Annotated in this window: 20 protein-coding genes; 12 read left to right on the top strand and 8 right to left on the bottom strand. The window is 70.1% G+C overall.

The features are described 5' to 3' along the window. The first annotated feature begins 170 nt into the window (after positions 1 to 170). Together AC1MEY_RS25790 and AC1MEY_RS25785 are read left to right on the top strand one after the other, a co-directional pair. The gene (locus AC1MEY_RS25790; RefSeq protein ID WP_480228180.1) at positions 171 to 1301 is read left to right on the top strand and encodes a ferredoxin reductase; all 1131 of its coding nucleotides are present in this window, start codon (positions 171 to 173) and stop codon (positions 1299 to 1301) included. Positions 1302 to 1310: 9 nt separating this feature from the next. Further along, positions 1311 to 2540: a fatty acid desaturase family protein gene (locus AC1MEY_RS25785; protein WP_480228179.1), complete on the top strand. Its 1230-nt coding sequence runs from the start codon at positions 1311 to 1313 to the stop codon at positions 2538 to 2540. Positions 2541 to 2605: 65 nt separating this feature from the next. Here the strand turns inward: AC1MEY_RS25785 and AC1MEY_RS25780 are convergent, their stop codons facing one another. The 3 genes from AC1MEY_RS25780 to AC1MEY_RS25770 all read right to left on the bottom strand — a co-directional run bounded on the left by AC1MEY_RS25780 (position 2606) and on the right by AC1MEY_RS25770 (position 6035). Beyond that, a complete protein-coding gene (locus tag AC1MEY_RS25780; protein WP_480228178.1) occupies positions 2606 to 3274 on the bottom strand; it encodes a TetR family transcriptional regulator in 669 nt (222 codons plus the stop codon). Between the two features lie 125 nt (positions 3275 to 3399). Next, positions 3400 to 4266 carry a LysR family transcriptional regulator ArgP gene (locus AC1MEY_RS25775; protein WP_480228177.1) on the bottom strand — a complete coding sequence of 289 codons (867 nt, stop codon included), beginning with the start codon at positions 4264 to 4266 and terminating at the stop codon, positions 3400 to 3402. Between the two features lie 20 nt (positions 4267 to 4286). Continuing rightward, on the bottom strand, positions 4287 to 6035 hold the full coding sequence (locus tag AC1MEY_RS25770; RefSeq protein ID WP_480228176.1) for a putative bifunctional diguanylate cyclase/phosphodiesterase: 1749 nt from the start codon (positions 6033 to 6035) through the stop codon (positions 4287 to 4289). Positions 6036 to 6188: 153 nt separating this feature from the next. Here AC1MEY_RS25770 and AC1MEY_RS25765 point away from each other — a divergent pair, with 153 nt between their 5' ends. Beyond that, positions 6189 to 6650: an acyl-CoA thioesterase gene (locus tag AC1MEY_RS25765; protein WP_480228175.1), complete on the top strand. Its 462-nt coding sequence runs from the start codon at positions 6189 to 6191 to the stop codon at positions 6648 to 6650. On the opposite strand, the gene AC1MEY_RS25760 is transcribed toward AC1MEY_RS25765, so the two are convergent. Further along, the gene (locus AC1MEY_RS25760) at positions 6630 to 7421 is read right to left on the bottom strand and encodes a YggS family pyridoxal phosphate-dependent enzyme (protein ID WP_480228174.1); all 792 of its coding nucleotides are present in this window, start codon (positions 7419 to 7421) and stop codon (positions 6630 to 6632) included. The two genes, AC1MEY_RS25765 and AC1MEY_RS25760, sit on opposite strands and share 21 nt — an antisense overlap. 10 nt (positions 7422 to 7431) lie before the next feature. Continuing rightward, positions 7432 to 8115 (bottom strand): hypothetical protein, encoded by a 684-nt coding sequence (locus AC1MEY_RS25755; protein WP_480228173.1) that lies wholly within the window; start codon positions 8113 to 8115, stop codon positions 7432 to 7434. Positions 8116 to 8216: 101 nt separating this feature from the next. On the opposite strand from AC1MEY_RS25755, the gene AC1MEY_RS25750 reads away from it, so the two are divergent. From AC1MEY_RS25750 to AC1MEY_RS25740, 3 genes are all read left to right on the top strand, one after another. After that, complete coding sequence (locus AC1MEY_RS25750; protein WP_480228172.1) at positions 8217 to 9629, top strand: NCS2 family permease; 1413 nt, start codon at positions 8217 to 8219, stop codon at positions 9627 to 9629. 65 nt (positions 9630 to 9694) lie between these two features. Continuing rightward, entirely contained in the window at positions 9695 to 10633 is a 939-nt protein-coding gene (locus AC1MEY_RS25745) for a DUF808 domain-containing protein (protein WP_480228171.1), read from the top strand. 97 nt (positions 10634 to 10730) lie between these two features. Beyond that, entirely contained in the window at positions 10731 to 11717 is a 987-nt protein-coding gene (locus AC1MEY_RS25740) for a YihY/virulence factor BrkB family protein (protein ID WP_480228170.1), read from the top strand. Positions 11718 to 11720: 3 nt separating this feature from the next. Here AC1MEY_RS25740 and AC1MEY_RS25735 read toward each other — a convergent pair whose 3' ends face one another. After that, positions 11721 to 12224, bottom strand: a complete 504-nt coding sequence (locus AC1MEY_RS25735; RefSeq protein WP_480228169.1) for a hypothetical protein — start codon at positions 12222 to 12224, stop codon at positions 11721 to 11723. A 286-nt stretch (positions 12225 to 12510) separates the two neighbouring features. Here AC1MEY_RS25735 and AC1MEY_RS25730 point away from each other — a divergent pair, with 286 nt between their 5' ends. From AC1MEY_RS25730 to AC1MEY_RS25720, 3 genes are read left to right on the top strand one after another with little or no spacing between them, the layout of a single operon-like run. Continuing rightward, positions 12511 to 13512 (top strand): helix-turn-helix domain-containing protein, encoded by a 1002-nt coding sequence (locus AC1MEY_RS25730; RefSeq protein WP_480228168.1) that lies wholly within the window; start codon positions 12511 to 12513, stop codon positions 13510 to 13512. Next, positions 13512 to 13994: an RNA polymerase sigma factor gene (locus tag AC1MEY_RS25725; RefSeq protein ID WP_480228167.1), complete on the top strand. Its 483-nt coding sequence runs from the start codon at positions 13512 to 13514 to the stop codon at positions 13992 to 13994. Before AC1MEY_RS25730 ends, AC1MEY_RS25725 begins: the two co-directional genes overlap by 1 nt. Further along, a complete protein-coding gene (locus tag AC1MEY_RS25720) occupies positions 13994 to 14581 on the top strand; it encodes a methylated-DNA--[protein]-cysteine S-methyltransferase (protein ID WP_480231674.1) in 588 nt (195 codons plus the stop codon). Before AC1MEY_RS25725 ends, AC1MEY_RS25720 begins: the two co-directional genes overlap by 1 nt. A gap of 1 nt (position 14582) precedes the next feature. Here AC1MEY_RS25720 and car read toward each other — a convergent pair whose 3' ends face one another. Further along, positions 14583 to 18101 (bottom strand): carboxylic acid reductase, encoded by a 3519-nt coding sequence (gene car / locus AC1MEY_RS25715; RefSeq protein WP_480228166.1) that lies wholly within the window; start codon positions 18099 to 18101, stop codon positions 14583 to 14585. Positions 18102 to 18290: 189 nt separating this feature from the next. Between car and AC1MEY_RS25710 the strand changes: the two genes are divergently transcribed. Then, the gene (locus AC1MEY_RS25710) at positions 18291 to 18935 is read left to right on the top strand and encodes a GntR family transcriptional regulator (protein ID WP_480228165.1); all 645 of its coding nucleotides are present in this window, start codon (positions 18291 to 18293) and stop codon (positions 18933 to 18935) included. Then, a complete protein-coding gene (locus AC1MEY_RS25705; RefSeq protein WP_480228164.1) occupies positions 18932 to 20167 on the top strand; it encodes an MFS transporter in 1236 nt (411 codons plus the stop codon). The genes AC1MEY_RS25710 and AC1MEY_RS25705 overlap by 4 nt, the downstream gene beginning before the upstream one ends. 2 nt (positions 20168 to 20169) lie before the next feature. Here the strand turns inward: AC1MEY_RS25705 and AC1MEY_RS25700 are convergent, their stop codons facing one another. Beyond that, positions 20170 to 21309 (bottom strand): glycoside hydrolase 5 family protein, encoded by a 1140-nt coding sequence (locus tag AC1MEY_RS25700; RefSeq protein ID WP_480228163.1) that lies wholly within the window; start codon positions 21307 to 21309, stop codon positions 20170 to 20172. Positions 21310 to 21445: 136 nt separating this feature from the next. On the opposite strand from AC1MEY_RS25700, the gene AC1MEY_RS25695 reads away from it, so the two are divergent. Further along, positions 21446 to 22090: a TetR/AcrR family transcriptional regulator gene (locus tag AC1MEY_RS25695; RefSeq protein WP_480228162.1), complete on the top strand. Its 645-nt coding sequence runs from the start codon at positions 21446 to 21448 to the stop codon at positions 22088 to 22090. Positions 22091 to 22098: the final 8 nt, after the last annotated feature.

Genomic DNA, 22098 nt, shown 5'->3' with positions numbered 1-22098 from the left:
AACGGGGTTCCGGACGGTGCCGAAGGGCCTGGTCGACGACGCCGACGCGAGGGTTCTCACCTGCGAAAACATTGGTCGGGAATGTTCTGCGCAACTAGGTGTCGGGTGATGTGACTTGGGGCACTCTGGAGTCAACGACGCGACGGCGTGTCAATGGAAGGTGGCGGTACATGGGCAGCAGACTGCGTGGCTTGACCCGCTGGAGTGAGGCCCCGGCGCGTGACGTCGAGGTGGCGACGACGCCGAAGGTGAACGTGTTGAGGGGGCTGGCCGCCAGAGCGACCACGCCCCTGCTCCCCGACGACTACCTGAAGCTGATCAATCCGCTCTGGAGCGCGCGTGAACTACGGGGCGTCGTCGTGGACGTCCAGCGCGAGACCGAGGATTCGGCGACGGTCGTCATCAAGCCCGGGTGGGGCTTCTCCGGCAACTACCTACCCGGTCAGTACCTCGGCATCGGCCTGCGGGTCGACGGCAAGTGGCACTGGCGTTCGTATTCGCTGACGTCGGTGCCGCGCGTCGACGGCAAGAACCTCTCGATCACCGTGAAGGCCACCCCCGAGGGGTTCCTGTCCACCCACCTCGTGAACGGGGTACAGCCGGGCACCGTCGTCCGGCTCGCCGCCCCGAAGGGCGACTTCGCGCTACCCGACCCGGCGCCCAGCACCCTGCTGTTCATCACGGCGGGTAGCGGCATCACCCCCATCATGGCGATGCTGCGTTCGCTCAAGGCGCGCGGGGAGACGCCGAACATCGTGCACATCCACAGTGCCCGGGCCGCCGAGGACGTCATCTTCTACGACGAGCTGCGCACGCTCGAGGAGGATCAGCCCAACTACCGGCTGCACCTGCAGCTCACCGCGGAGATGGGCAAGATCGACTTCGCCGAACTCGACGAGGTCGTGGGCGACTGGGCCACGCGGTCCGCCTGGGCGTGCGGACCGTCGGAGATGCTCGACGCCGCCGAGAACGCCTGGACCGAGGCCGGCGTCCGAGACAGCCTGCACCTCGAGCGCTTCACCATCGCCCGCACCGACAAGGGCGGCGAGGGCGGCACGGTCCTGTTCAAGAAGTCCGACAAGACCGTCGAGGTGGACGGCGCGACATCACTGCTCCAGGCCGGCGAGGATGCCGGCATCCAAATGCCCTTCGGATGCCGCATGGGCATCTGTCAATCCTGTGTTCTGCCCTTGGAATCCGGCTACGTCCGCGACATCCGATCGGGTAACGAGCACGGCGAAGGCGACCGAATCCAAACCTGCATCTCGACCGCATCCGGCGACTGCACCATCGACATCTAAGGCGACGACATGGCCATCAGCGACATCAAGCAGTACACCCACCTCTCCGCAGAAGACGTCGAGGAACTGGGACGCGAACTCGACCAGATCCGAGCCGACATCGAGGAGTCACGCGGCGAGCGCGACGCCCGCTACATCCGCCGGGCCATCCAGCTGCAGCGCGGCCTCGTGGTCGGCAGCCGCGTCGTCCTCATGGCGAGCCGCAACAAGTGGGCCTGGACGCTGGGCACCGCGATGCTCGGCACCGGCAAGATCATCGAGAACATGGAACTGGGCCACAACATCACCCACGGTCAGTGGGACTGGATGAACGACCCCGAGATCCACTCCACCGAATGGGAATGGGACACCACCTCTCCCACGGAGCACTGGAAGAAGTCGCACAACTTCATCCATCACAAGTACACCAACATCGTCGGCCTGGACGACGACATCGGCTACGGCATCATGCGTCTCACGCGCGACCAGCGCTGGGAGAAGTGGATGATCGGCAACCCGATCTACAACATCCTGCTCGGCACGCTGTTCGAGTGGGGCGTGGCACTGCACGGCGTCGAGACCACCAAGTGGCGCAAGGGCGAGAAGTCCATGGCCGAGGTCCGCAAGGACCTGAAGATCATCGGCAAGAAGGTCGCCAAGCAGGTCGGCAAGGACTACGTCGTCTTCCCCGCGCTCGCCGGACCGGGCTGGAAGCACACGCTCGGTGCGAACGCGGTGGCGAACCTGATCCGCAACTACTGGTCGTACATGGTGATCTTCTGCGGCCACTTCCCCGACGGTGCGGAGAAGTTCACCCAGGAGGAGTTCGAGAACGAGACGCAGGCCGAGTGGTACCTGCGCCAGATGCTCGGCTCGGCCAACTTCAACGCCGGCCCGGTGATGGCGTTCATGAGCGGCAACCTCTGCTACCAGATCGAGCACCACATGTTCCCCGATCTGCCCAGCAACCGCTACGCCGAGATCGCGGTCCGGGTGCGTGCACTGTGCGAGAAGTACGACCTGCCCTACACGACGGGTCCGATCCTGCGGCAGTACAAGCAGTCGTTCGTCACGATCGCCAAGCTGGCGCTGCCGGACCGCTTCCTGAAGGGGACGACCGACAATGCTCCGGAGACCAACTCGGAGCGGAAGTTCGCGCAGGCGCGTCAGCTCCGACTCGGTCAGGTGGACCCGGAGACGGGCCGTCGCCGCGGACTGCGGACCGCGATGCGGGAGCTGCAGGACACTCGCGCGGCGTAGCCGCTACGGGGTGGCGGGCTGATACGCCCGTTCACCCAGCACGACCAACGGGCCGCCAGTCGGGTTTACGCCGGCTGGCGGCTCTGTCGTCTGAGGTAGTCGCGGAAGTACTGCGCGACCTCGGACGTGACGATGCCGGGCAGCATCAGATCCCACACGCCGGCGAGGCGGGCCACGATGTCGGACTGCTCGCCGCCGAGGCTGGCAACGGCCCAGGCGCCGTAGGACGCGCTGGCGATCGATCGGCCGACGACCTCGGGTTCGACGTCGGGCCGCACGTCGCCCTGCGCCTGTCCCCGCAGGAGTTGCGCGCCGAGCATGTCGGACCAGGCCTCGAAGTGCTTGCTCGCGTGGCCCGTGGCTCGGCCGACGGTGTGCATCAGCTGCGAGCTGACGCGGGCGCCCGCGTCGTTGACGTGGAGGTAGGCGACGGCGAAGGTGCCGCGGATGACCGCCTCGAGCGCGGGACCACCGGTGTCGGCGGAGGTGAAGGTCTGGTGCACCTTGGTGTTGGTCTCGACGAGGATCGCCTCCGCGACCGAGTCCTTGTCGTCGAAGTGGTGGTAGAACGCGCCACCCGTCATGCCGGACTGCGCGATGATCTCGCTGGTCCCGGTGTGGCAGAAGCCCTGCCGGGCGAACAGTCCGATGGCCGAGTCGAGAATGCGTCGGCGGGTGGCCACGGATCTCAGCTGGCGGCGCTTCTCGCCGCCTCTATTCAGCGCTGTCTCCACGGGCCTGACCTCTTCCGGTCGTAGCCGTACACCGCGTATTCGGTGTACGAGTGTTCACTCACGGTACCAGAGCGCGGTTGCCACAGTCTGCGATCCGGCTCACAATGCGCGGAAGGTGACGAGCGCTACGGACGCAGCGAAAGCGCGGCTGCGTCACGTACCGCGGCGGTGATCCGCGTGATCAGCGGGCTGTCGAGTTTCCAGCACTGCCAGTACAGCGGCACGTCCAGATGCACCGTCGAGATCGGGTTCAGCGCCGGGTCCGAGGCCGCCAGCGACTCGGGGAACATGCCCCAGCCGAGGCCGCCGCGCACGGCGGCGCCGAAGCCCTCCGCGGTGGGGACGTAGTGGGTGGGCGGATCGACGGGCCGACGGAACGCGCGCCGCAGGAACATCTGCTGGAGCGCATCGTCGCGGTTCCAGGAGACGTGCGGCGCGACGGCGGCCGTGCGCGCGGTGAAGCCGTCGGGAAAGTACCGCTCGACGAACGCCGCCGACGCCGTCGCGACGTACCGCATCACCCCCAGCGGGTGCACGCGGCAGCCGGGCACGGGCGTGCGCTCGGTGGTCACCGCGCCCAGCGCGACACCTTCGCGGAGCAGCCGAGCCGAGTGGTCCTGATCCTCGATGCGCAGGTCCAACAGCATCCCGTCCAGCCGGGCGAAGGTGGCCACGAACCAGGTGGCCATCGAGTCCGCGTTGACCGCGAGGGCGACCCGCGGTGCGGCGCCGCCGTCGCCGCCGACCTCTGCCAGCGCCTCGGCCTCGAGCAGCGCAGTCTGCGCCGCCAACCGCAGCAGCGGGATCCCCGCGGGGGTGGCCGTGCACGGTCGCTCGCGCCGCACCAGGACCTGGCCCACCCGCTGCTCGAGTGCCTTGATGCGCTGGCTCACCGCCGACGGGGTCACGTGCAGCGTGGCGGCCGCGCCGTCGAATGAGCCCGTCTCGACGACGGCGGCGAGCGCCGCCAGCTGTTCCGCGTCGAGCGCCACGCCCGCGATGCTAGGGCAACTCAGCGCCGCCGGACGCCCGTGTCGATCGCGTCGGTCTCCGCGCCCGCGGGGAAGGCGACCTCGACCAGATCCCGAGGCGTCTGCGGGCGGCCGAAGTAGTACCCCTGCGCCATCTCGATGCCCAGACGCTCGAGCAGCGACCGCTGATGCGGCGTCTCCACGCCCTCCGCGATGACCGGCAGGTGCAGCGCCTGCGCGAGGGCGGCGACGGCCTTCAGTAGCGGCGGCGGATCACCCGCCCCGGGCGTCACCGCCGCGACGAAGGACCCGTCGAGCTTGAGGAAGTCGCTGGGCAGCGCCTGCAGTCTGCCGAGCGACGAGTAGCCGGTGCCGAAGTCGTCGATCGCGATCCGCACGCCGCCGTCACGGAGTTCGGCGAGCGTCGCGAGCGACGACGGCCGATCGACGTCCACCACGCTCTCGGTGACCTCGAGCACCAGTCGGTCGGCCGGCCAGCCGGTCTCGGTCAGCGTATCGAATACTCCTGCCGCATAACCCTTCTGCACCAGCTCGAGACCGGACACGTTGACGCTCAACGTGAAACCGGACCCACCCGAGCGCTGCCGCATCCAGACCGCGTCCAGGCAGGCGCGACGCAGGACGTAGTGGTCGAGTGCGCCGATGAGGTTGTTCTCCTCCGCGACCCGGACCACCTCGCACGTCGGCAGGTCGGGCTGCGAGGCGGGATGCCACCGCAGAAGCGCCTCGACGGCCACGACGCCACCGTCGCCGAGCGCGACGATGGGCTGGTACCGCACGTCGACGGCGTCGGCGGCCAGCGCGTCGCGCAGCTCCGCCGCCGTGGACGGAAGATTCGCCGACTCGAGCATCGTCCGGTTGCGTCCGCTGCGCCGCGCCCGCCGCAGCGCGGTGTCGGCACGGGCGAGCACCGACGCCGCCGACTCACCGGGCTGCCACGCCGTGACGCCGGCCGAGCAGCCCCGCGCCACGGCGTCGCGCATCCGGTGTGTCACCGAGATCGCCTGCTGCTCAGTTGAATTCGGTAGGAGCACGGTGAACTCGTCGACACCGCGTCTGGCCAGCGTGTGCTCCGGTTCGAGGACCCCGCGCCAGGACGCGACGGTGTGCTGCAGCACCTCGTCGCCCGCGCGGCCGCCGAACTCCTCCTGGATCATCCCGAACCCGTCGACGGACAGGAAGATCACCGCGGGCCGGGGACCGCCTGCCTGGGAACGGCCCACGGTGACGCCGAGCAGACGGTCGAAGCCGCGTCGGTTCAGCAGACCGGTGACGTCGTCGAGTTCGGCGTTGAACACCATCCGGCCGAGGATCGCGATCACGATGCCGATCGCCACCGTGCTGCCGGATGCGACCACACCCGCCCACCAGGGCACGGCGGGCGAGAGCGCCATCGCGGTGAAGCAGCACGTGACCGCGAACGCGAGGTGCAGGGCCGCGGCGAGCCACGACACGAAGAACGCGACGATCGCGATGAACACGTACAGCGTCGCGAACGACACCGCCACGGACTGGTTGGCCGACTCGTAGACCGAGACCGTGGTCTGCACCGTCGCCGTGCCCACCAGCAGGTGCAGTTGCCACAACCGCAGCCGCTCACTCCACAGCAACGCGATGACACCGACGAGCACGGCGAGCGCGGCGTTGGCGTACTGCACGTCCGCATTGGTGAAGCTCGTCGGCGCGAGCGTGGTCATCACCGTGACCAGCAGCCCTCCGAGCAGGAAGCACGACCCGCCGGTGCGGGTCATCAGGGTAGGCGTCGCCACGCCCGGCCACATGTCGCCGCGCGATAAAGTCGTCCACTCCCCTGGCCGCCACCCCACGCGGCGATCTTAACCTGGCAAAGTCAGCAGTGACCCGCGAATGCGCCGGAAGCGTTCGCGGGTGTGGCCGCGGCCGTCGGGTCCTACGCTTGCCGGATGAGTCTGGTCGGCACCACACCGCGTCCCCACCCGGCCCGCCTCGAGGTGGCGACCTATCCGGTGACCGGCGCGATCGACGCCCGCTACGGCGACGTGGACGCCAACGGTCACCTGAACAACCTCGCGCTGGGCTCGCTGCACGAGAACACCCGCGCGACGTTCAACGCGTCGGTGTTCCCCGCCGTGTATGACCTGGCGACCCGGCGGTTGCGCCTGGTGACCGCGACGAGCGTCATCCACTACCTGCACGAGGCGCACTGGCCGGCGCGCATCCTGACCGCGGTCGGCGTCGGCTCGATCGGGCGGACGTCCTACGTCGCGTCGACCGCGCTGTTCGTCGGCGAACAGTGCGTCAGCCTGTGCGACACCGTGCTGGTCGCCCTCGGCGACGACGGCCCGACACCGATCCCCGACGACGCGCGCGAACGCCTGGAGGCGTCACGACTGATCGGCGGCTGAGCCCCCCGACGGCCAGTACTGCTCGTCCGGCGTGGCCCGCGCGCCGAAGATCGCCTGGCCCACCCGCACGCACGTGGCGCCCTCCTCGATGGCGGTCTCGAAGTCGCCCGACATGCCCATGGACAGCCCGCCGTCGCCGACCAGGTCGAGGTCGCGGGCCTCGTCGCGCAGCGTGCGCAACAGCGTGAAGCACGGGCGGATGCGTTCGACGTCGTCGCTGAACAGGGCGATCGTCATCAGCCCGCGCACGCGCAGCGCGCCATACGACGGCAGCGCGCGCAGGAACGGGATCACCTCGTCGGGCGGCAGACCGTACTTCGAGTCCTCACCCGAGGTGTTGACCTGGGCGTAGACGTCGAGGGACCGGCCGAGGGCCTGCAACCGACGGTCGAGTGCCTCGGCGGCCTTGACGCTGTCCAGGCCTTGGAACTCGGCGGCGAACTCGGCGACGTCCTTCGCCTTGTTGGTCTGCAGGTGACCGATCACCGACCACGACACGTCGAGGTCGGACAGTTCCTGCCACTTGCGCTTGGCCTCCTGCACCTTGTTCTCGCCGAGCACGGTGCATCCGGCAGCGACCGCGTTGCGCAGGCGGTCCTCGGACACCGTCTTCGACACGGGCAGCAGCTGGACGTCGCCGCGGGGACGGCCGGCCCGGTCGAGTGCGGCGTCGATGCGGGCGCGGACCCGCTCGAGGTTCGTCGCGAAGTCACTCGTGCTGCGGGCCGTCGGGAAGGTCACCGACGCCGCGCCGCGCTCGGTCTCGGGCATGCCACGAATCCTATGCCGGGTGTCCGGGGCCGATCTCGCCGGCGATCCCGCGTTCGATCCCGGACCGCGTCGACGGCGGCAGCACCAGCAGGCCGTCGAGTTCCCTGTCGGCGAGATCGAGGGACTGGGCGCGCTCCCGCACCGTCGCCGACGAATCCTGCGCAACCCGTAGCAGGCTCTGCGCCCGCGCCAGCCGCTGCTGCGCGTCCTGGGAGAAGTCGCTGCGCCGCAACCGCATCGCCTCGGACTCGGCGGCGTTGAAGGCGGTCACGTAGTCCTCGACGGCGGTCAGGTACGCGTCGGCCGACTCGCGGTCGTCGAGCAGGTCCTCGGCCCGGTCCGGGCGCAGCACGTCGGCGCGCAGCTTCGCCCTGTGGAACCGCATCACGCGTTCGTCGCCGACGTCGGTCATCAGGGGGTAGTCGAGCAGCTTCGCCGCGTCCAGTTCGTACTCGAGCCAACGGGCATCGGTGCGCGCGTGCTCCTCCACCGTGCGGGTGATGGTGCGCCACTGCAGCGGCTGGTCGCCGCGGGTCTGAGCCGCCGGCCGGGGCGCCGGCACCTCGTCGGCCGGCTCGAGTTCGGGCTCGCCGCGCCGGCCGCCGAGGTTCAGCGACCGCACCGCGTAGAACACGGCCAGGCCGACGGGGACGAGGAGCAGCAGCACCTCGACCAGACGAATGATGACACCCACCTCACCAGGATGCCATCGCCGTCGGCGAGACCCGGCCCGGCAAAGGAGAGAAGAAATCGGCGCGCGACTCTAGGGTCGTCGGCGTGGAGGAGAAGAAATCCGTGAGCCGTCTCGACCGCTTCTTCGAGATCACCGCGCGGCAGTCGACCATCACCACCGAGATCCGCGGTGGCCTGGTGACGTTCATCGCGATGGCGTACATCATCGTGCTGAACCCGATCATCCTGTCCAGCTCGGAGGACGTGGCCGGCAACCGGCTCGACTTCGCCCAGGTCTCGGCCACCACGTCGCTGGCGGCGGGTGTCATGACGATCCTGTTCGGCGTCGTCGCGCGGCTGCCCTTCGCGTTCGCGGCGGGCCTCGGCATCAACTCGTTCCTCGCCACGACGGTCGTCGGCTCGGTCACCTGGCCCGAGGCGATGGGCCTGGTGGTGATCAACGGCGTCATCATCGTAATCCTCGCGGCGACGGGCCTGCGCCGCATGGTGTTCGACGCCGTGCCGATGGAACTGAAGCTCGCGATCACCGCGGGCATCGGATTGTTCATCCTCTTCATCGGTCTGGTCGACGCGGGCTTCGTCGGTGCCACCGGAGTGCCGTCCCCGCCCGTCGGACTGGGCAGCGGTGGCGCCGGGTCGATCAGCACCGTGCCCGTCCTGGTGTTCGTGTTCACGCTGCTGCTGACCGGCGTGCTGGTGGTGCGGCGGGTACGCGGCGGCATCCTGATCGGCCTCGTCACGGGCACCGTGGTCGCCGTCGTCATCGAGGCCATCTGGCACCTGGGCTCGGCGGTCGACAAGCCCGGCGGGTGGAGCCTGTCGGTGCCGACGCTGTCGGGCTCGCCGTTCGCGCTGCCCGACCTGTCCCTCGTCGGCGCGTTCACCCTCGACAGCTTCGGCCGCATCGGCGTGCTCGCCGCGGTGATGCTGGTCTTCACGCTGGTGTTCGCGAACTTCTTCGACGCCATGGGCACGCTGACCGGGCTGTCCCGCGAGGCCGGCCTGTCGGACGAGAAGGGCAACTTCCCGCGACTGAAGGCGTCGCTGATCGTGGAGGGCGCGGGCGCGGCCGTCGGCGGCGCCACCTCGGCGTCGTCGAACACCGTCTTCATCGAGTCCGGCGCCGGCGTCGAGGAGGGCGCCCGCACCGGCCTGGCCAACGTGGTCACCGGCGTGCTGTTCCTGGCCGCGATGTTCATCTCGCCGCTCGCCTCGATCGTGCCGACCGAGGTGGCCGCCGCCGCGCTGGTCGTCGTCGGCGTGATGATGGTGTCGCAGCTGCGGCACATCGACGTCTCCGAATTCTCGGTCGCCATGCCGGTCGTCCTCACCGTCGCCGCGATGCCGTTCACCTACTCGATCGCCAACGGCATCGGGATCGGCTTCATCGCCTGGGTGGTGACGCGGTCCGCGACCGGCAAGGTCCGCGAGATCAGCCCGCTGCTGTGGATCGTGACGGCCGGATTCGTCGTCTACTTCGCCCGCGGCTGGCTCGAGACGCTGATCGGGCTCTGAGACGACCCCGATCCCGGGTGCGCTCGGCACGTCTGAGAGTCCGCTGTACGGGTAGCCTTCGGGCCATGAGTGCGGGTCTCTTCGGGCTACTGGACGACGTCGCGGCGCTGGCCAGGCTGGCGGCGGCCTCCGTCGACGACATCGGTGCCGCGGCAGGCCGCGCGACGGCCAAGGCGGCGGGCGTCGTCATCGACGACACCGCGGTCACGCCGCAGTACGTCCAGGGCATCACCGCCGACCGCGAACTGCCGATGATCAAGCGGATCGCGATCGGCTCGCTGCGCAACAAGCTGCTGTTCATCCTCCCCGCGGCACTGCTGCTCAGCCAGTTCGCGCCGTGGCTGCTGCCGGTCATCCTGATGATCGGCGCGACGTACCTCTGCTACGAGGGCGCGGAGAAGGTCTGGGGCCGGATCCGCGGCCACGAGGCGCACGCCACCCCTACTGCGGCAGTCGGCGAGGACGCCGAGAAGACCATGACGTCGAGCGCCATCCGCACCGACTTCATCCTGTCCGCCGAGATCATGGTCATCGCGCTCGACGAGGTCGCCGACCAGGCATTCTGGTCGCGGCTGATCATCCTGATCGTCGTGGCCATCGTGATCACCGCCGCCGTCTACGGGGTGGTCGCGATGATCGTCAAGATGGACGACGTCGGGCTCAACCTGGCGCAGCGCTCATCGACGTTCGCGCAGAAGCTCGGCCGCGGCATGGTCTCGGCAATGCCGAAGGTGCTGGCGACGCTGTCGGCTGTCGGCACCGTCGCGATGCTCTGGGTCGGCGGCCACATCCTGCTCGTGCAGTCCGACGCCCTCGGTCTGCACGCACCGTACGGCCTGGTCCACGGCTGGGAGGAAGCGGTGCACCACGCCGTCGACGGCGTCGGCGCCGTGCTGGGCTGGCTGGTCAACACGGGCGTCTCCGCGGTCCTCGGCCTGGTGGTCGGTGCCATCGTCGTCGCGGTCGTGCACGTACTGCCGTTCGGTAGGAAGAAGGCGCACTGACCCCTGTGTCGGCGGGTTGAGCTGGGCGTCTGCCGGGTATCTTCGCGCGGACGGACCGGGTAGGCCGCCGTCCCCGACCCGAGTGGAGTGTCGCCGGATGGTGGCCAGGCTGGACGAACTGCAGAAGCGACGCCGCGGCGTCGGCTTCGCCATCGGGGTGATCTACAAGTACATCGACGACCAGGGCGGCTACCTCGCGGCGCTGATCACCTACTACGCGTTCGTGTCGCTGTTCCCCCTGCTCCTGCTGTTGACGACCACGCTCGGCGTCGTCCTCGCCGGGCACCCCGACCTGCAGCAGCAGGTCCTGCAGTCCGCGCTCACGCAGTTCCCGGTGATCGGCAGCCAGCTCGAGAGTCCCGAACAGCTGAGCGGCGGGACGATCGCCGTCGTCGTCGGCATCGCCGGCGCGGTATACGGCGGCCTCGGCGTCGGGCAGGCGGTGCAGAACGCGATGGACACGGTGTGGGCGGTGCCGCGCAACAACCGGCGCGATCCGATCCGATCGCGGCTGCGCAGCCTGCTGCTGCTGGTGGTCCTCGGCACGGCCGCGTTCGCAGCGACCGCCCTGTCCGCCGTCGGGCGCGCGACGGAGTCGCTCGGGTGGTTTGGCAAGGCCGGCGTCATCGTCGGTGCCGTCGCCATCAACGCCGTCATCTGCCTGATCGCGTTCCGCGTGACCACCGCGCGTCACCTGACCTACCGCCAGGTGCTGCCGGGTGCATTGACCGCAGCCGTCATCTGGCAGCTGCTCCAGTCGTTCGGCGCCGGCTACGTCTCCCACGTCACCAGGAACGCGAGCGCCACCAACAGCGTGTTCGCACTCGTCCTCGGCCTGCTGGCGTTCCTCTACCTGGTGTCGATCAGCCTGGTGATGTGCGCCGAGATCAACGCGGTCAAGGTCGACCGGCTGCATCCGCGCGCGTTGATGACGCCGTTCACGGACGACGTGGACCTCACCCGGGCGGACCGCAAGACCTATGCGCGCAAGGCAAAGGCGGAGCGGGTTAAGGGCTTTCAGCGCGTCAGCGTCCGGTTCGACCCGGCGCACGAGGACCGGGACGAGGGCACGCCACCGCCCTGAGGGTCAGCTGCCGCCGCCGCGCTCAGCGGGCAGCGGAGGAGGCAGCGGCGTGGTCTTGGTGGGCGTCTGAGAGGTTCCGGTCGACGTGCCCGAGCCCGAGCCGGTGCTCGAGCCCGGAGTGTGGAAGTCGATCCACGGCTCTTCGCGGATCACCGTCGAACCGCTGCTGATGATCAGCGACTTGGCGGCGACCTCGTACTCGATGCCGTCGTTCTCGGCGACGAACGCACCGCTGTCGGTCTTCTCGGCGTCGAGGATCACCTTCGCGCCGTCACGGACCCGCACGCCGCGGTACTGGTACTCGCCGTCATTCGTGCAGATGGCCACGCGCGAGGAGTCGGTGCTGCCGAACTCCACCACCACCGACGGAGACGGACAGCTCGCCGTCGAGTCCACGTAACCCCGGTCGTCGGTCTCGGGCGCGGCCGATGCGGTGGGCAGGCCGACCACGACCAGTGCGGCACCCGCCGCGGCGGCCAGGGAGAGTCGAAACACGGAATGAGACATCGACTTCCACGACACCACGGATCGCGGTATTGCGCGAGTCACCGCGCCGAATCGTTAGCGCATCGACACACTGCCGCGAGCGGGCGAGACGCCCCGCGGCCGGACGCCGTGGGCGATCCCATTGGCCTCGTGCACGCCTACGGCAGCCCGGACCAGCATTCGGATGATGGGCCGACGCGCGAGCCGGTGCAGACGAGTTGATCTCTGATGCAACATCATTCGATCGTCGTCGTCCGGCACGCACCAAGAAAGTGGCCCCAATGCCATCCTTCGCTAAGATAGTGCCATGCATTCGGTGGCGATACTCGCCTACGACGGGATGTCCGGCTTCGAATCCGGGCTCGCCGCCGAGATATTCGGGCTCACGGAACTGTCGGAGAGGTTCGCCACCGGCATCGCCCGACCGTGGTACTCGATGCGGTTGTGCGCCGAACGCGACGAACTGCGCATGATCGGCGGCGCGACGTTGCGCACCCCGCACGGACTGTCCGAACTGGCGTCCGCCGACACGGTGATCATCCCCAGCGTGCGGGACGTGGCCGACCCGGCGTCGCCCGCTCTGATCGAGGCCCTCCGCGAGGCCCACGGCCGGGGTGCGAGGCTGGTGTCGATCTGCTCGGGGGCCTTCGCGCTGGCGGCCGCGGGCGTCCTCGACGGCCGGCAGGCCACGACGCACTGGCTGTACGCCGACCTGCTGCGGATCCGTCACCCCGAGATCGACGTCGACCCGACACCCCTCTACGTCGACGGCGGTGACGTGCTCACCAGCGCGGGATGTGCTGCGGGATTGGACCTTTGCCTGCACATCGTGCGATGCGACCGTGGCACCCGGATCGCCAACGAGGTGGCGCGGCGGCTGGTGGTGTCGCCGCACCGGGCGGGCGGGCAGGCCCAGTTCATCGAGAGCCCGGTGCCCGAACCCGCAGCCGACGGCAGGATCGCGGCGAGCACGGCCTGGGCACTGGCCAACCTCGACATCCCGATCACGCTCGACCAGATGGCCGAACGCTCGGCGATGTCGCGGCGGACGTACCTGCGGCAGTTCGCCAAGGCCACCGGCACCACGCCGGTCAAGTGGCTGATCGAGCAGCGGATCACCGCCAGCCTGGCGCTGCTGGAGTCGTCGCCGCTGTCGATCGAGCAGGTGGCCGCCCGGGTGGGCTTCGAGTCGCCGGTCACCTTCCGGCACCACTTCACGCGGGCGATGCACACGACGCCGAGCGAGTACCGCCGCTGCTTCGCCCGCCCCGACCTCACACTTGGGACCGGCCGCGCGTCTACGGGGTGATGACGACGATTCCGTTCGAGCGGGCGATGCAGGACCACGGCGCCACGGTGCTCCGCGTCTGCCGCGCGGTGCTCGGACCCGGGCCCGATGCCGAGGACGCGTACTCCGAGACGTTCCTCGCTGCCCTGCGGCAGTGGCCCGACCTCGCCGACGACACCAACGTCGAGGCGTGGCTGGTCCGGGTCGCACAGCGCAAGGCGATCGACGTCACCCGCGCCCGGACGCGGCACGCCGTGCCGAGCGCCGACCTGCCGGACCGCGGCGTCGTCCCCGACAGCCCCGACCACGACCTGTGGCGGGCGGTCGCGCTGCTGCCGGAGCGCCAGCGGCTCGCGGTCGCCTACCACTACCTCGGCGGGCTCCCGCACACCGAGACCGCCGAGGTGATCGGCGGGAGCGCCGCAGCCGTCCGGCGTGCGGCGGCCGACGGCATCACCGCGCTGCGCAGATCCCTCACCGACCGGACGGAGCACACCCCGTGATCGACACCGACCTCTTCCCCGTCGACGCGCGTTCCCTCGACGCCCTGCACGACCGCGTCGTCGCGGCCGCCGGGCGCGACGGCCTGCTCGACGTCGCCTACCGGGAGGTGGGCACGCCCGTGGGCACCCTGCTGCTCGTCGCGACCGAGGCGGGCCTGGTGCGGGTCGCCTACGCGCGGGAGGACTTCGACGCCGTCCTCGCCGTGGTGGCCGAGAAGGTCAGTCCGCGGATCCTGCGGGCACCCGCCCGGCTCGACGAGGCCGCCCGGCAGTTGGGCGAGTACTTCGACGGGACGCGGCGGACCTTCGACCTGCCGCTCGACCACGCGCTGTCGGCCGGCTTCCGCAGGACGGTGCAGTTGGCGCTGCCCGACATCGCCTACGGGCACACCGCCAGCTACGGCGACGTCGCGCGGGCGGTCGGCAACCCGGCAGCGGTGCGTGCCGTCGGCAGCGCGTGCGCCACCAACCCGCTGCCGGTCGTCGTACCGTGCCACCGCGTGCTGCGCAGCGACGGCAGCCTCGGCGGGTACGTCGGCGGTGCGGAGGCGAAGACGGCGCTGCTCGACCTCGAGCGCGCCGCCTGACTCACACCAGGCCGAGCGCGCGCAGATCCGCGACGTACTTGCGGATCAGCTCCCGGTCCAGGTGCGGGATGTCCTGTGCCGGGCCCACCTTCGCGGCGCGCACCGCCTCGCGGAACACCTCGGTGGGCGCCACGGCGCCGCGCAGTGGCTGCTCGGGTGCCCGGTAGGCGTCGAGCAGGACCAGTGCCGACCGCTGCCGCTGCTGCTCGGGCAGCCCCCGCAGCGCCGCCTCGAACCGCGCGAACCACTCGGCGTGGTCGTCGATGCGGGTGATCTCGGCGCCGTCCTCGACGAGCCAGTCGACGAAGACGTCGAGCGACACCCCGTCGTCGTGCGGGTTCATCACGTCGTAGGACCGGAACCCGTCGGCGGGCGCAGAACCGGCGCCGAGCGTCGTGATGGCCTCGGCGACGAAGTCGGCGGGCAGGCCGTCGTAGTGCGCGCGCGGCCGCTCACCGGAGCCGTCGTCGGCGTAGAAGCTGCGCGGCGCGATGCCGGTCGCCAGCAGGCTGATGACCAATCGGGTGAACGCGTCCGGCACGTTGACCTGTCCGGCGAACCCGGTGTGCGCGAGGATCATGTCCGACCGGAACACGCTGACCGGCAGACCGCACAGGTCGTGCGCCTCGCGGAGCAGCACCTCGCCAGCCCACTTGCTGTTCGCGTAGCCGTTCGCGTAGCCGCCGTCGAGCGGGCGGCGCGGGCTGGTCACGCGGATGTCGCCGTCCTCCACGAAGTCCGGCACACCCATCGCGACGGCCACCGTCGACAGGTAGGTGACGGGCTTGATGCGTCCGCTGATCGCCAGTCGGATCACCTCGGCGGTGCCGACGACGTTGGGGCCGAACATCTGTCCGTAGGGCAGGACGTGGTTGACCAGCGCCGCCGGGTGCACCACCACGTCGACGTCGCGCGACAACCGGCGCCACGTCGGGTCGTCGAGGCCGAGGTTGGGTTCGCCGATGTCACCCGGCACCACGTCGAGGTGCCGTCCCGCGAGGTCGCGGAACTCCGCAAGCAGCGCCGCGTCGCCGGTGTCGAACGCCGCCTCCAGCCGGCGGTAGGCGGCGTCCGGATCGGAGCCGCGCACCAGGGTGATCAGCCGGCCGCCGGTGCGGGACAGGCGCCGCAGCCACTCGAGCGCCAGGAACCTGCCGAGGTAGCCGTTGGCTCCGGTCAGCAGCACCGTCTCGGCGCGGTCGGTGGCCGGCGGCAGGTACGCGGCGGCCTTGAGCGTCGACTCGTCGATGAACTTGGACAGCACCAGGTCGGCGGCGGCGATCTCGGTCGCGTCGGCGCCGTGCACGCTGACCGCGGTGGGACGGGTGCCGCCGGAGGCCCGTTCGGCCTCCACGTAGCCGGCCAGCGACCCGAGGTCCGCCGACGACGAGATGATCACGCCGACGGGCACCTCGACGCCAAACACGTCGCCGAGCAGGTTCGAGAACGTCAGCGCCGAGAGGGAGTCGCCGCCGAGGTCGATGAAGCGTGCATCGGATTCCGGTGCGGCACCGGGCAATCCGAGCAGCGCCTGCGCGGCCTGCACCACCGTGTCGAGGACCGGCTGGTGCGCCGCGGCCTCGCGCAGCGCCCGCAGTTCGTCGGTGCGCGCCTCGGCCAGCTGGGCGTAGAGCGCCTCCAGCCGTTCGCCGTAGTGCTCCTTGAGTCTGGGGCGCAACAGCTTTCCGACACCGGACAGCAGCCCGTTGTCGGTGCTGAACGGTTCGGTCTCGACGAGGAAGTCTCCGGGCACCTCGTAGGACTGCAGTTCGGCGGTGCGAGCCGTGGCCTGCAGCGCCTCGCGCAGCGCGGACACCAGCCCGTCCCCGTCGCCCGCGAACCGGGCCAGCGCGTCCTCCGTCGGGACGACGACGGCGAGCAGCGACGAGCGTTCACTGTTGCCGTACACGAAGATCTGACGCACCAGCGGCGCGCCGGCGTAGATCGCCTCGAGATTCGCGACGGCCACGAACTCGCCCTGCGCCAGCTTGAGGACGTTGTTGCGGCGGTCGACGTAGACCAGGTGGTCCGGCGCGATCTCGGCCATGACGTCGCCGGTGCGGTAGTACCCGTCGGCGTCGAAGACCTCGGCGGTGACCTCGGGCCGCTTGTAGTACCCCGGCGTGGCGGTCAGCGTCTTGACGAGCAGTTCGCCACGCGGGTGCGGGCGGTCGGTGGTGAAGTACCCCAGCTCGGGGACGTCGATCAGCTTGTAGTCGATGACGGGCGGTCGTCCGATGACGCCGTCGCGCATGACGCCGCCGACCTCGGTCAGTCCGTAGGCGTCGACGAGGTGGATGTCGAGGCACGACTCGACGAACGCCTTCATCTCCGCGGCCAACGGTGCGGTACTGGTGAAGCCACCGAGGACGCGGCCTCCGACGAGGTCCTCGCGGATCTCGCGCTTGGCCGTCAGTTCTGCGTCGTCGGGGGCGGCGCCGTCGGCGACCAGCCGGTCGACCCGGGTCTGGTAGCGCTGGAAGAGCATGTCGACGACGCGCGGGACCAGGGCCAGCTGCGTCGGGCGGACCAGGCTGAGGTCCTCGAACAGCGTCGACAGATCGCTCTCGGGCACGAAGTAGCTCGTTCCACCGGTCTGGAACGACGCCGACAGCGGGATGCGGCCGCCGAGGTGGTTGAGCGGCATGAAGTTGACGTTGAGGACCGGCAGGTCGCCGTCCTCGACGAACTCGATGGTCCACAGGGTGCGGAGCATGCGCTCGGTCCACATGGCGCCCTTGGGCAGACCGGTGCTGCCGGAGGTGTAGAGGATCATGGCGAGCCGGTCGTCGGAGCCGGCCGCGAACGGCGGCGGAGTCGACAGACCGCGCCCGCGGTCGATCACGTCGGCGAGGGTCTCGATGGTGACGGCCTCGTCGGTCAGCCGGACCCGGGCGCGCGCGAGCGCCTCGCGGTGGTCGTCCACCGCCCCGTCGAAGTCGAACACGACGAGACGGCGGATCGACGAGGTGCCGTAGGTCGCCTCAGCCGCGAGGTCGAGGTAGTCGGCGCTGACGGCGAGCACCCGCGGCGCCGCCTCGAGCAGGATGGGCAGCAGACGTGCCGCCGACGAATTGTGTTGCAGCGGAACGGCCACCAGGCCGAGATAGCCGGTGGCGATGTCGAGGGTCAGGTAGTCGGCGCTGGCGAAGCCGATGGTCGCCACGAAGTCGCCGGGGCGCACCGCGTCCTCCGCGGTCCACGCCGCGGCGACCGCCTGGACGTCCGACCACACCTCGCCGTAGGTCGTGGTCTCGAACTCGGGCAGCAGCCGACGCTCCGCCCGGCCGGTCTCGGGATCGCGCACCACCGCCGTCTTCCGCCGCCCCAGCGCGGGACGGTCGGCATACCCGCGGGTGAGGGTCTCGAGGACGCCGGCCAGCCGCAGACCCGGCGCGCGGGCGGCGTCCATGACGGCCTGATCCGGCGTCGCGGCCCGGAACTGCGGGTCGGTGTCGCTGAGCTGCGCGGCGCGGGCGCCGGCCTGGTCGGTGCGGACGTCGTCGTGCACGTCGGTCATCGGATGTCCCTCTCGTCGCGTGGCCCTGAGTGTCGAGAACCCGCTGCCGCCATCATTCCGCACGCCGCCGCGTTCTCCGCCACTCTGGGTAGAGTCAATCATACCCAGCTGGGACGTCCCTGGGAGTTGTGATCGACGGCACGGCAAACTTGCATGCAACCATGCATGCATGAGTGTTAGCGTCGATGCGTGACCCAGCCGCAGACGTCGAGCGCCCAACGCGCCTACGAGATCGCCAAGGACCAGATCCTGTCCGGTGGCGTCCGCGGTGGCCAGTTGCTCAGTGAGGTCGAGATGGCCGCTGCGCTGGGTGTCAGCCGTACCCCCGTCCACGAGGCGTTCCTCCGCCTGGCCGCCGAGGACCTCCTCGAACTGCTCCCCCGGCGCGGCGCCGTCGTCGTCCCGATCTCGGCCCACGACGCCACCGACGTCCTCGAGATGCGACTCGCGCTGGAGACGTCCGCGGTGCGGCGGCTCTGCCGGTCCGCCGAGGCCGTCGACGCGCTCTTCGGCGAGCTGACCGAGCTGATCGCGCGGCAGCGCGAGGACGCCTCCGCCGGTGACGTGCACGGTTTCGCGGCCGCCGACGACGCCTTCCACCGCCGCATCGTCGAGGTCGCGGGGAACGCCATCGGGCACCGGTTCTACTGCTCGATCAGCGAGCGGCAGCGCCGGATGATGGCCGACGCCGCACGCTCGGAGTCGACGCGTCTGGCCGCACTGATCGACGAGCACGACGAACTGGCCGCCGCCATCGGGGCGCGCGACCTCGCCCGGTTCGAGGCCGCCCTCGTCCTCCATCTGGAGGCGACCTACCGGGTGACGATCGGATGACCAGCATCGTGCACTCCGCCGTCACCACCACCCGCACGACGCGGGCCTGGCTGGCCGTCGCGTTCGCCGCCTTCTGCATCGGCTGGGGCGGTAACGAGTTCACCCCACTGCTGATCGCCTACGCGCACGACGCGGGGTACTCGCGCATCGACGTCGACGTCCTCCTCGGCGCGTACGTGCTGGGGCTGGTCCCCGGCCTGCTGATCGCATCCACGCTGTCCGACAGGCACGGTCGTCGCCCCATCATGGCGATCGGGGTGGTCGCGTCGGCGATCGGCAGCCTGACCCTCGCGGTCGGCGACGTGGCCGGCTTCGCCGCGCTCTTCGGCGGACGACTGCTGAGCGGTCTGGCCGTCGGCATCGCGATGGCCGTCGGGTCGGCCTGGATCGCCGAGCTGTCCCGGCCCCCGTTCGACGACGCCGCCCCCGGCGCCGGTGCGCGCCGCGCGTCCATCTGTCTGTCCCTCGGCCTCGGCGCCGGACCACTGTGCGCGGGCATCCTCGCCGCCTTCGCCCCGCTCCCGCTGGTGCTCACCTACGTCGTGCACGCCGCGCTGTGCGTGCCGGCGCTGTGGGCGGTGCTCACCCGCACCGTCGAGACCCGGACCGAGGGGTCGACGCGCAGCCTGCTGCAGGGCCTCGAGGTGCCCGCCGCCGCACACCGCCGCTTCACCCACGTCGTCGTTCCCATGGCGCCGTGGATCTTCGGCTCGGCGGCCATCGCCTACGCCATCGTGCCGGCGCTGGTGGCCGACGAACTCGGCGACTGGGCGCTGCTCTACACCGCCGGGCTGACCGTGCTGACGCTGGCGTGCGGCGTGCTGGTGCAACCGATCGCCCGTCGCCTGGACGACGCGTCGAGCGCCCGCGCAGTGGTGGTGTCGATGATCCTGATGACGGTGGGCATCCTCACCGCCGTGGCCACCGCGCTCACCCGGTCGCCGGGAGTGGCGGTGCTCGTCGCGATGCTGCTCGGCAGCGGGTACGGGATCGCCATCGTGTCAGGGCTTCTCGAGATCCAGCGCATCGCCGAGCCCAACGAACTCGCGGGCATCTCCGGCGTCTACTACTCGCTGGCCTACGTCGGGTTCCTGCTCCCGGCGGCACTGGCGGCCCTGGCCCGCTACGTCAGTTACCCGGTGATGCTGACCGCGGTCGCCGTGGTGGCGGCGGCGTGCGCGCTGCGGTGCGCGTCGGGGTGGTCCAAGCACCTCGACGCACCGGCCGGCTAGTTTCAGGCCGGCGGCACCGCCGCGGTCATCTTCTGGATCGTCTGGATCTCGCTGGGGCGGTACGCGCGTCCGTCCGGCTGGATGAGGTCGTGGAACCAGGTCTTCGGCGGCCCGTCGTAGGGGTTGTCCCACGAGTCCCACGGCAGGTAGGTCTGCGTGCGGCCCGCGATCAGACCCCAGTTGTAGACGCCGACGCCCCGCTTCTTGGCGACCGGGAGGATGCCCTCGACGGTGCTGCCCTCCGCTCGGGCCAGGTACTCGGTGCAGATCATCGGACGGCCGAGCGGCGCGAGTTCGTCGATGCGGGCGTCGAATTCGTCCGGTGTGCCATAGCTGTGGAACGTGATGACGTCGGAGTTGTCCAGCTGGAACGACGCGATGGCACTGCGCTTGCCGGCGTCCTTCCACGTGCCCTGCCAGACGCCGCTGGTGAGCGGCTGCACCGGGTCGACGGACCTGGCCCACTCGAAGACCTGGGGCAGCAACGTGCCCACGACCTGTTGCTTGTCCGCGCGTTCGACCTTGCGGTACTGCTTGGCGGGGTTGTCCGGCTCGTTCCACAGGTCCCAGCCGAGGATGCGGCTGTCGCCGCGGAAGGCGCCGATGACACCGGTCACGTAGTCGCGCAACACCGGCAGGTAGGCGGGATCGTCGATCAGGTCGGCGCCCGGACTCTGCACCCAGCCGGAGTTGTGCACGCCCGGCGTCGGCGCGCGCTGCGGGCCGAGCTTGGGATGCGGGTCCCAGCACGAATCGAAGAACACGAACAGCGGCTTGATGCCACGGTTGGCGGCGATCGTCGTGAATTGCTGGATGCGGCGCAGGAATCCGGCGCGGTCCTGCGCCCAGAGCTGGTCGTGCAGGAACACCCGCACGGTGTTCATCCCCACCTGGCGCGCCACCTGCAGCTCGCCGTCGATGCGCCGCGGGTCGTACGTGCCCGGCTGCCACATCTCGATCTGGTTGCTCGCCGTCACCGGGACGTAGTTGGCGCCGACCAGCCACCCCTGCGCCTGATACCAGGTGTTCGCGCGCTCGGGCGACCATCGGGTCGCCGCTGCCGCCGAGGCGATGGGCACACGGGTCAGTGCCGCGCCCGCTGCCACGAGTAGCGGGAGTTTGAGGGCAGTCCGACGGTGCACCTGGTGAACCTACGGGGCCTCGGCCGAGCGCTCCGACCCCCGACGCGCGCCGCAACCACACGGCAGCCGAACCGTTATCCGATGGACGCCGGTTGACGGGGCGTGTCACTTAGTGACACAGTGGTATTGTCACTAAGTGACACCAATCGAGGGGAGGGTCGTCATCGACACCCGACAGGCGCAGGCGCGACTCGCCGTCTCCCGGCATGCCTGCCGGCTGTTCTGGGAGAACGGCGTCGCCGGCACCAGTGGGGACGACATCGCCTCCGCCGCAGGGCTTTCCACTCGCACCATCTGGCGTTACTTCCGATCGAAGGAGAGTTGCGTGGAGCCGCTGCTGTCGAGGTCGACGCAGCGGTTCCTCGAGGTCCTCGACCGGTGGCCACCAGAGCTGTCCCTCGCCGAGCACCTGGCACAGGACATCCCCGCCCACCCCCTGCCCCCCGAGGACGTGGCCGACGAGATGAGCGGCCTGCGGATCGCCACCATGACCCGCTCGGATCCGGCGCTGCGCACCGCTTACCTGATGGTGCACGACGAACTCGAACAGGGCTTCATCCCCGTCATCGCGCGGCGCCTGAACCTGGCCGATGACGACCTCACCGTGCGCGTGTGCGCCGCGGCGGTCACGGGGGCGTTTCGGGTGATCGACGAGGACGTCAGCCGTGCCGTCATCGTCGACGGCCGCACGGTCACGCAGAGCGAGGTGCTGGCGCTGATCGACTGCGCCATCCGCGACGCCACCAACGGTCGACTCGGGGGTCCCGTCACCACCCACTAGATCCGCAC

The sequence above is a fragment of the Mycobacterium sp. PTI7 genome, assembly GCF_056679845.1.
This window is presented reverse-complemented; position numbering and strand designations above follow the sequence as displayed.

Coding starts and splice junctions, on each gene's coding strand:
- AC1MEY_RS25745 (WP_480228171.1), top strand. CDS start 9,695: ATGAGTGCGGGTCTCTTCGGGCTACTGGACGACGTCGCGGCGCTGGCC.
- AC1MEY_RS25765 (WP_480228175.1), top strand. CDS start 6,189: ATGAGTCTGGTCGGCACCACACCGCGTCCCCACCCGGCCCGCCTCGAG.
- car (WP_480228166.1), bottom strand. CDS start 18,101: ATGACCGACGTGCACGACGACGTCCGCACCGACCAGGCCGGCGCCCGC.
- AC1MEY_RS25735 (WP_480228169.1), bottom strand. CDS start 12,224: ATGTCTCATTCCGTGTTTCGACTCTCCCTGGCCGCCGCGGCGGGTGCC.
- AC1MEY_RS25740 (WP_480228170.1), top strand. CDS start 10,731: ATGGTGGCCAGGCTGGACGAACTGCAGAAGCGACGCCGCGGCGTCGGC.
- AC1MEY_RS25730 (WP_480228168.1), top strand. CDS start 12,511: ATGCATTCGGTGGCGATACTCGCCTACGACGGGATGTCCGGCTTCGAA.
- AC1MEY_RS25790 (WP_480228180.1), top strand. CDS start 171: ATGGGCAGCAGACTGCGTGGCTTGACCCGCTGGAGTGAGGCCCCGGCG.
- AC1MEY_RS25725 (WP_480228167.1), top strand. CDS start 13,512: ATGACGACGATTCCGTTCGAGCGGGCGATGCAGGACCACGGCGCCACG.
- AC1MEY_RS25785 (WP_480228179.1), top strand. CDS start 1,311: ATGGCCATCAGCGACATCAAGCAGTACACCCACCTCTCCGCAGAAGAC.
- AC1MEY_RS25760 (WP_480228174.1), bottom strand. CDS start 7,421: ATGCCCGAGACCGAGCGCGGCGCGGCGTCGGTGACCTTCCCGACGGCC.
- AC1MEY_RS25705 (WP_480228164.1), top strand. CDS start 18,932: ATGACCAGCATCGTGCACTCCGCCGTCACCACCACCCGCACGACGCGG.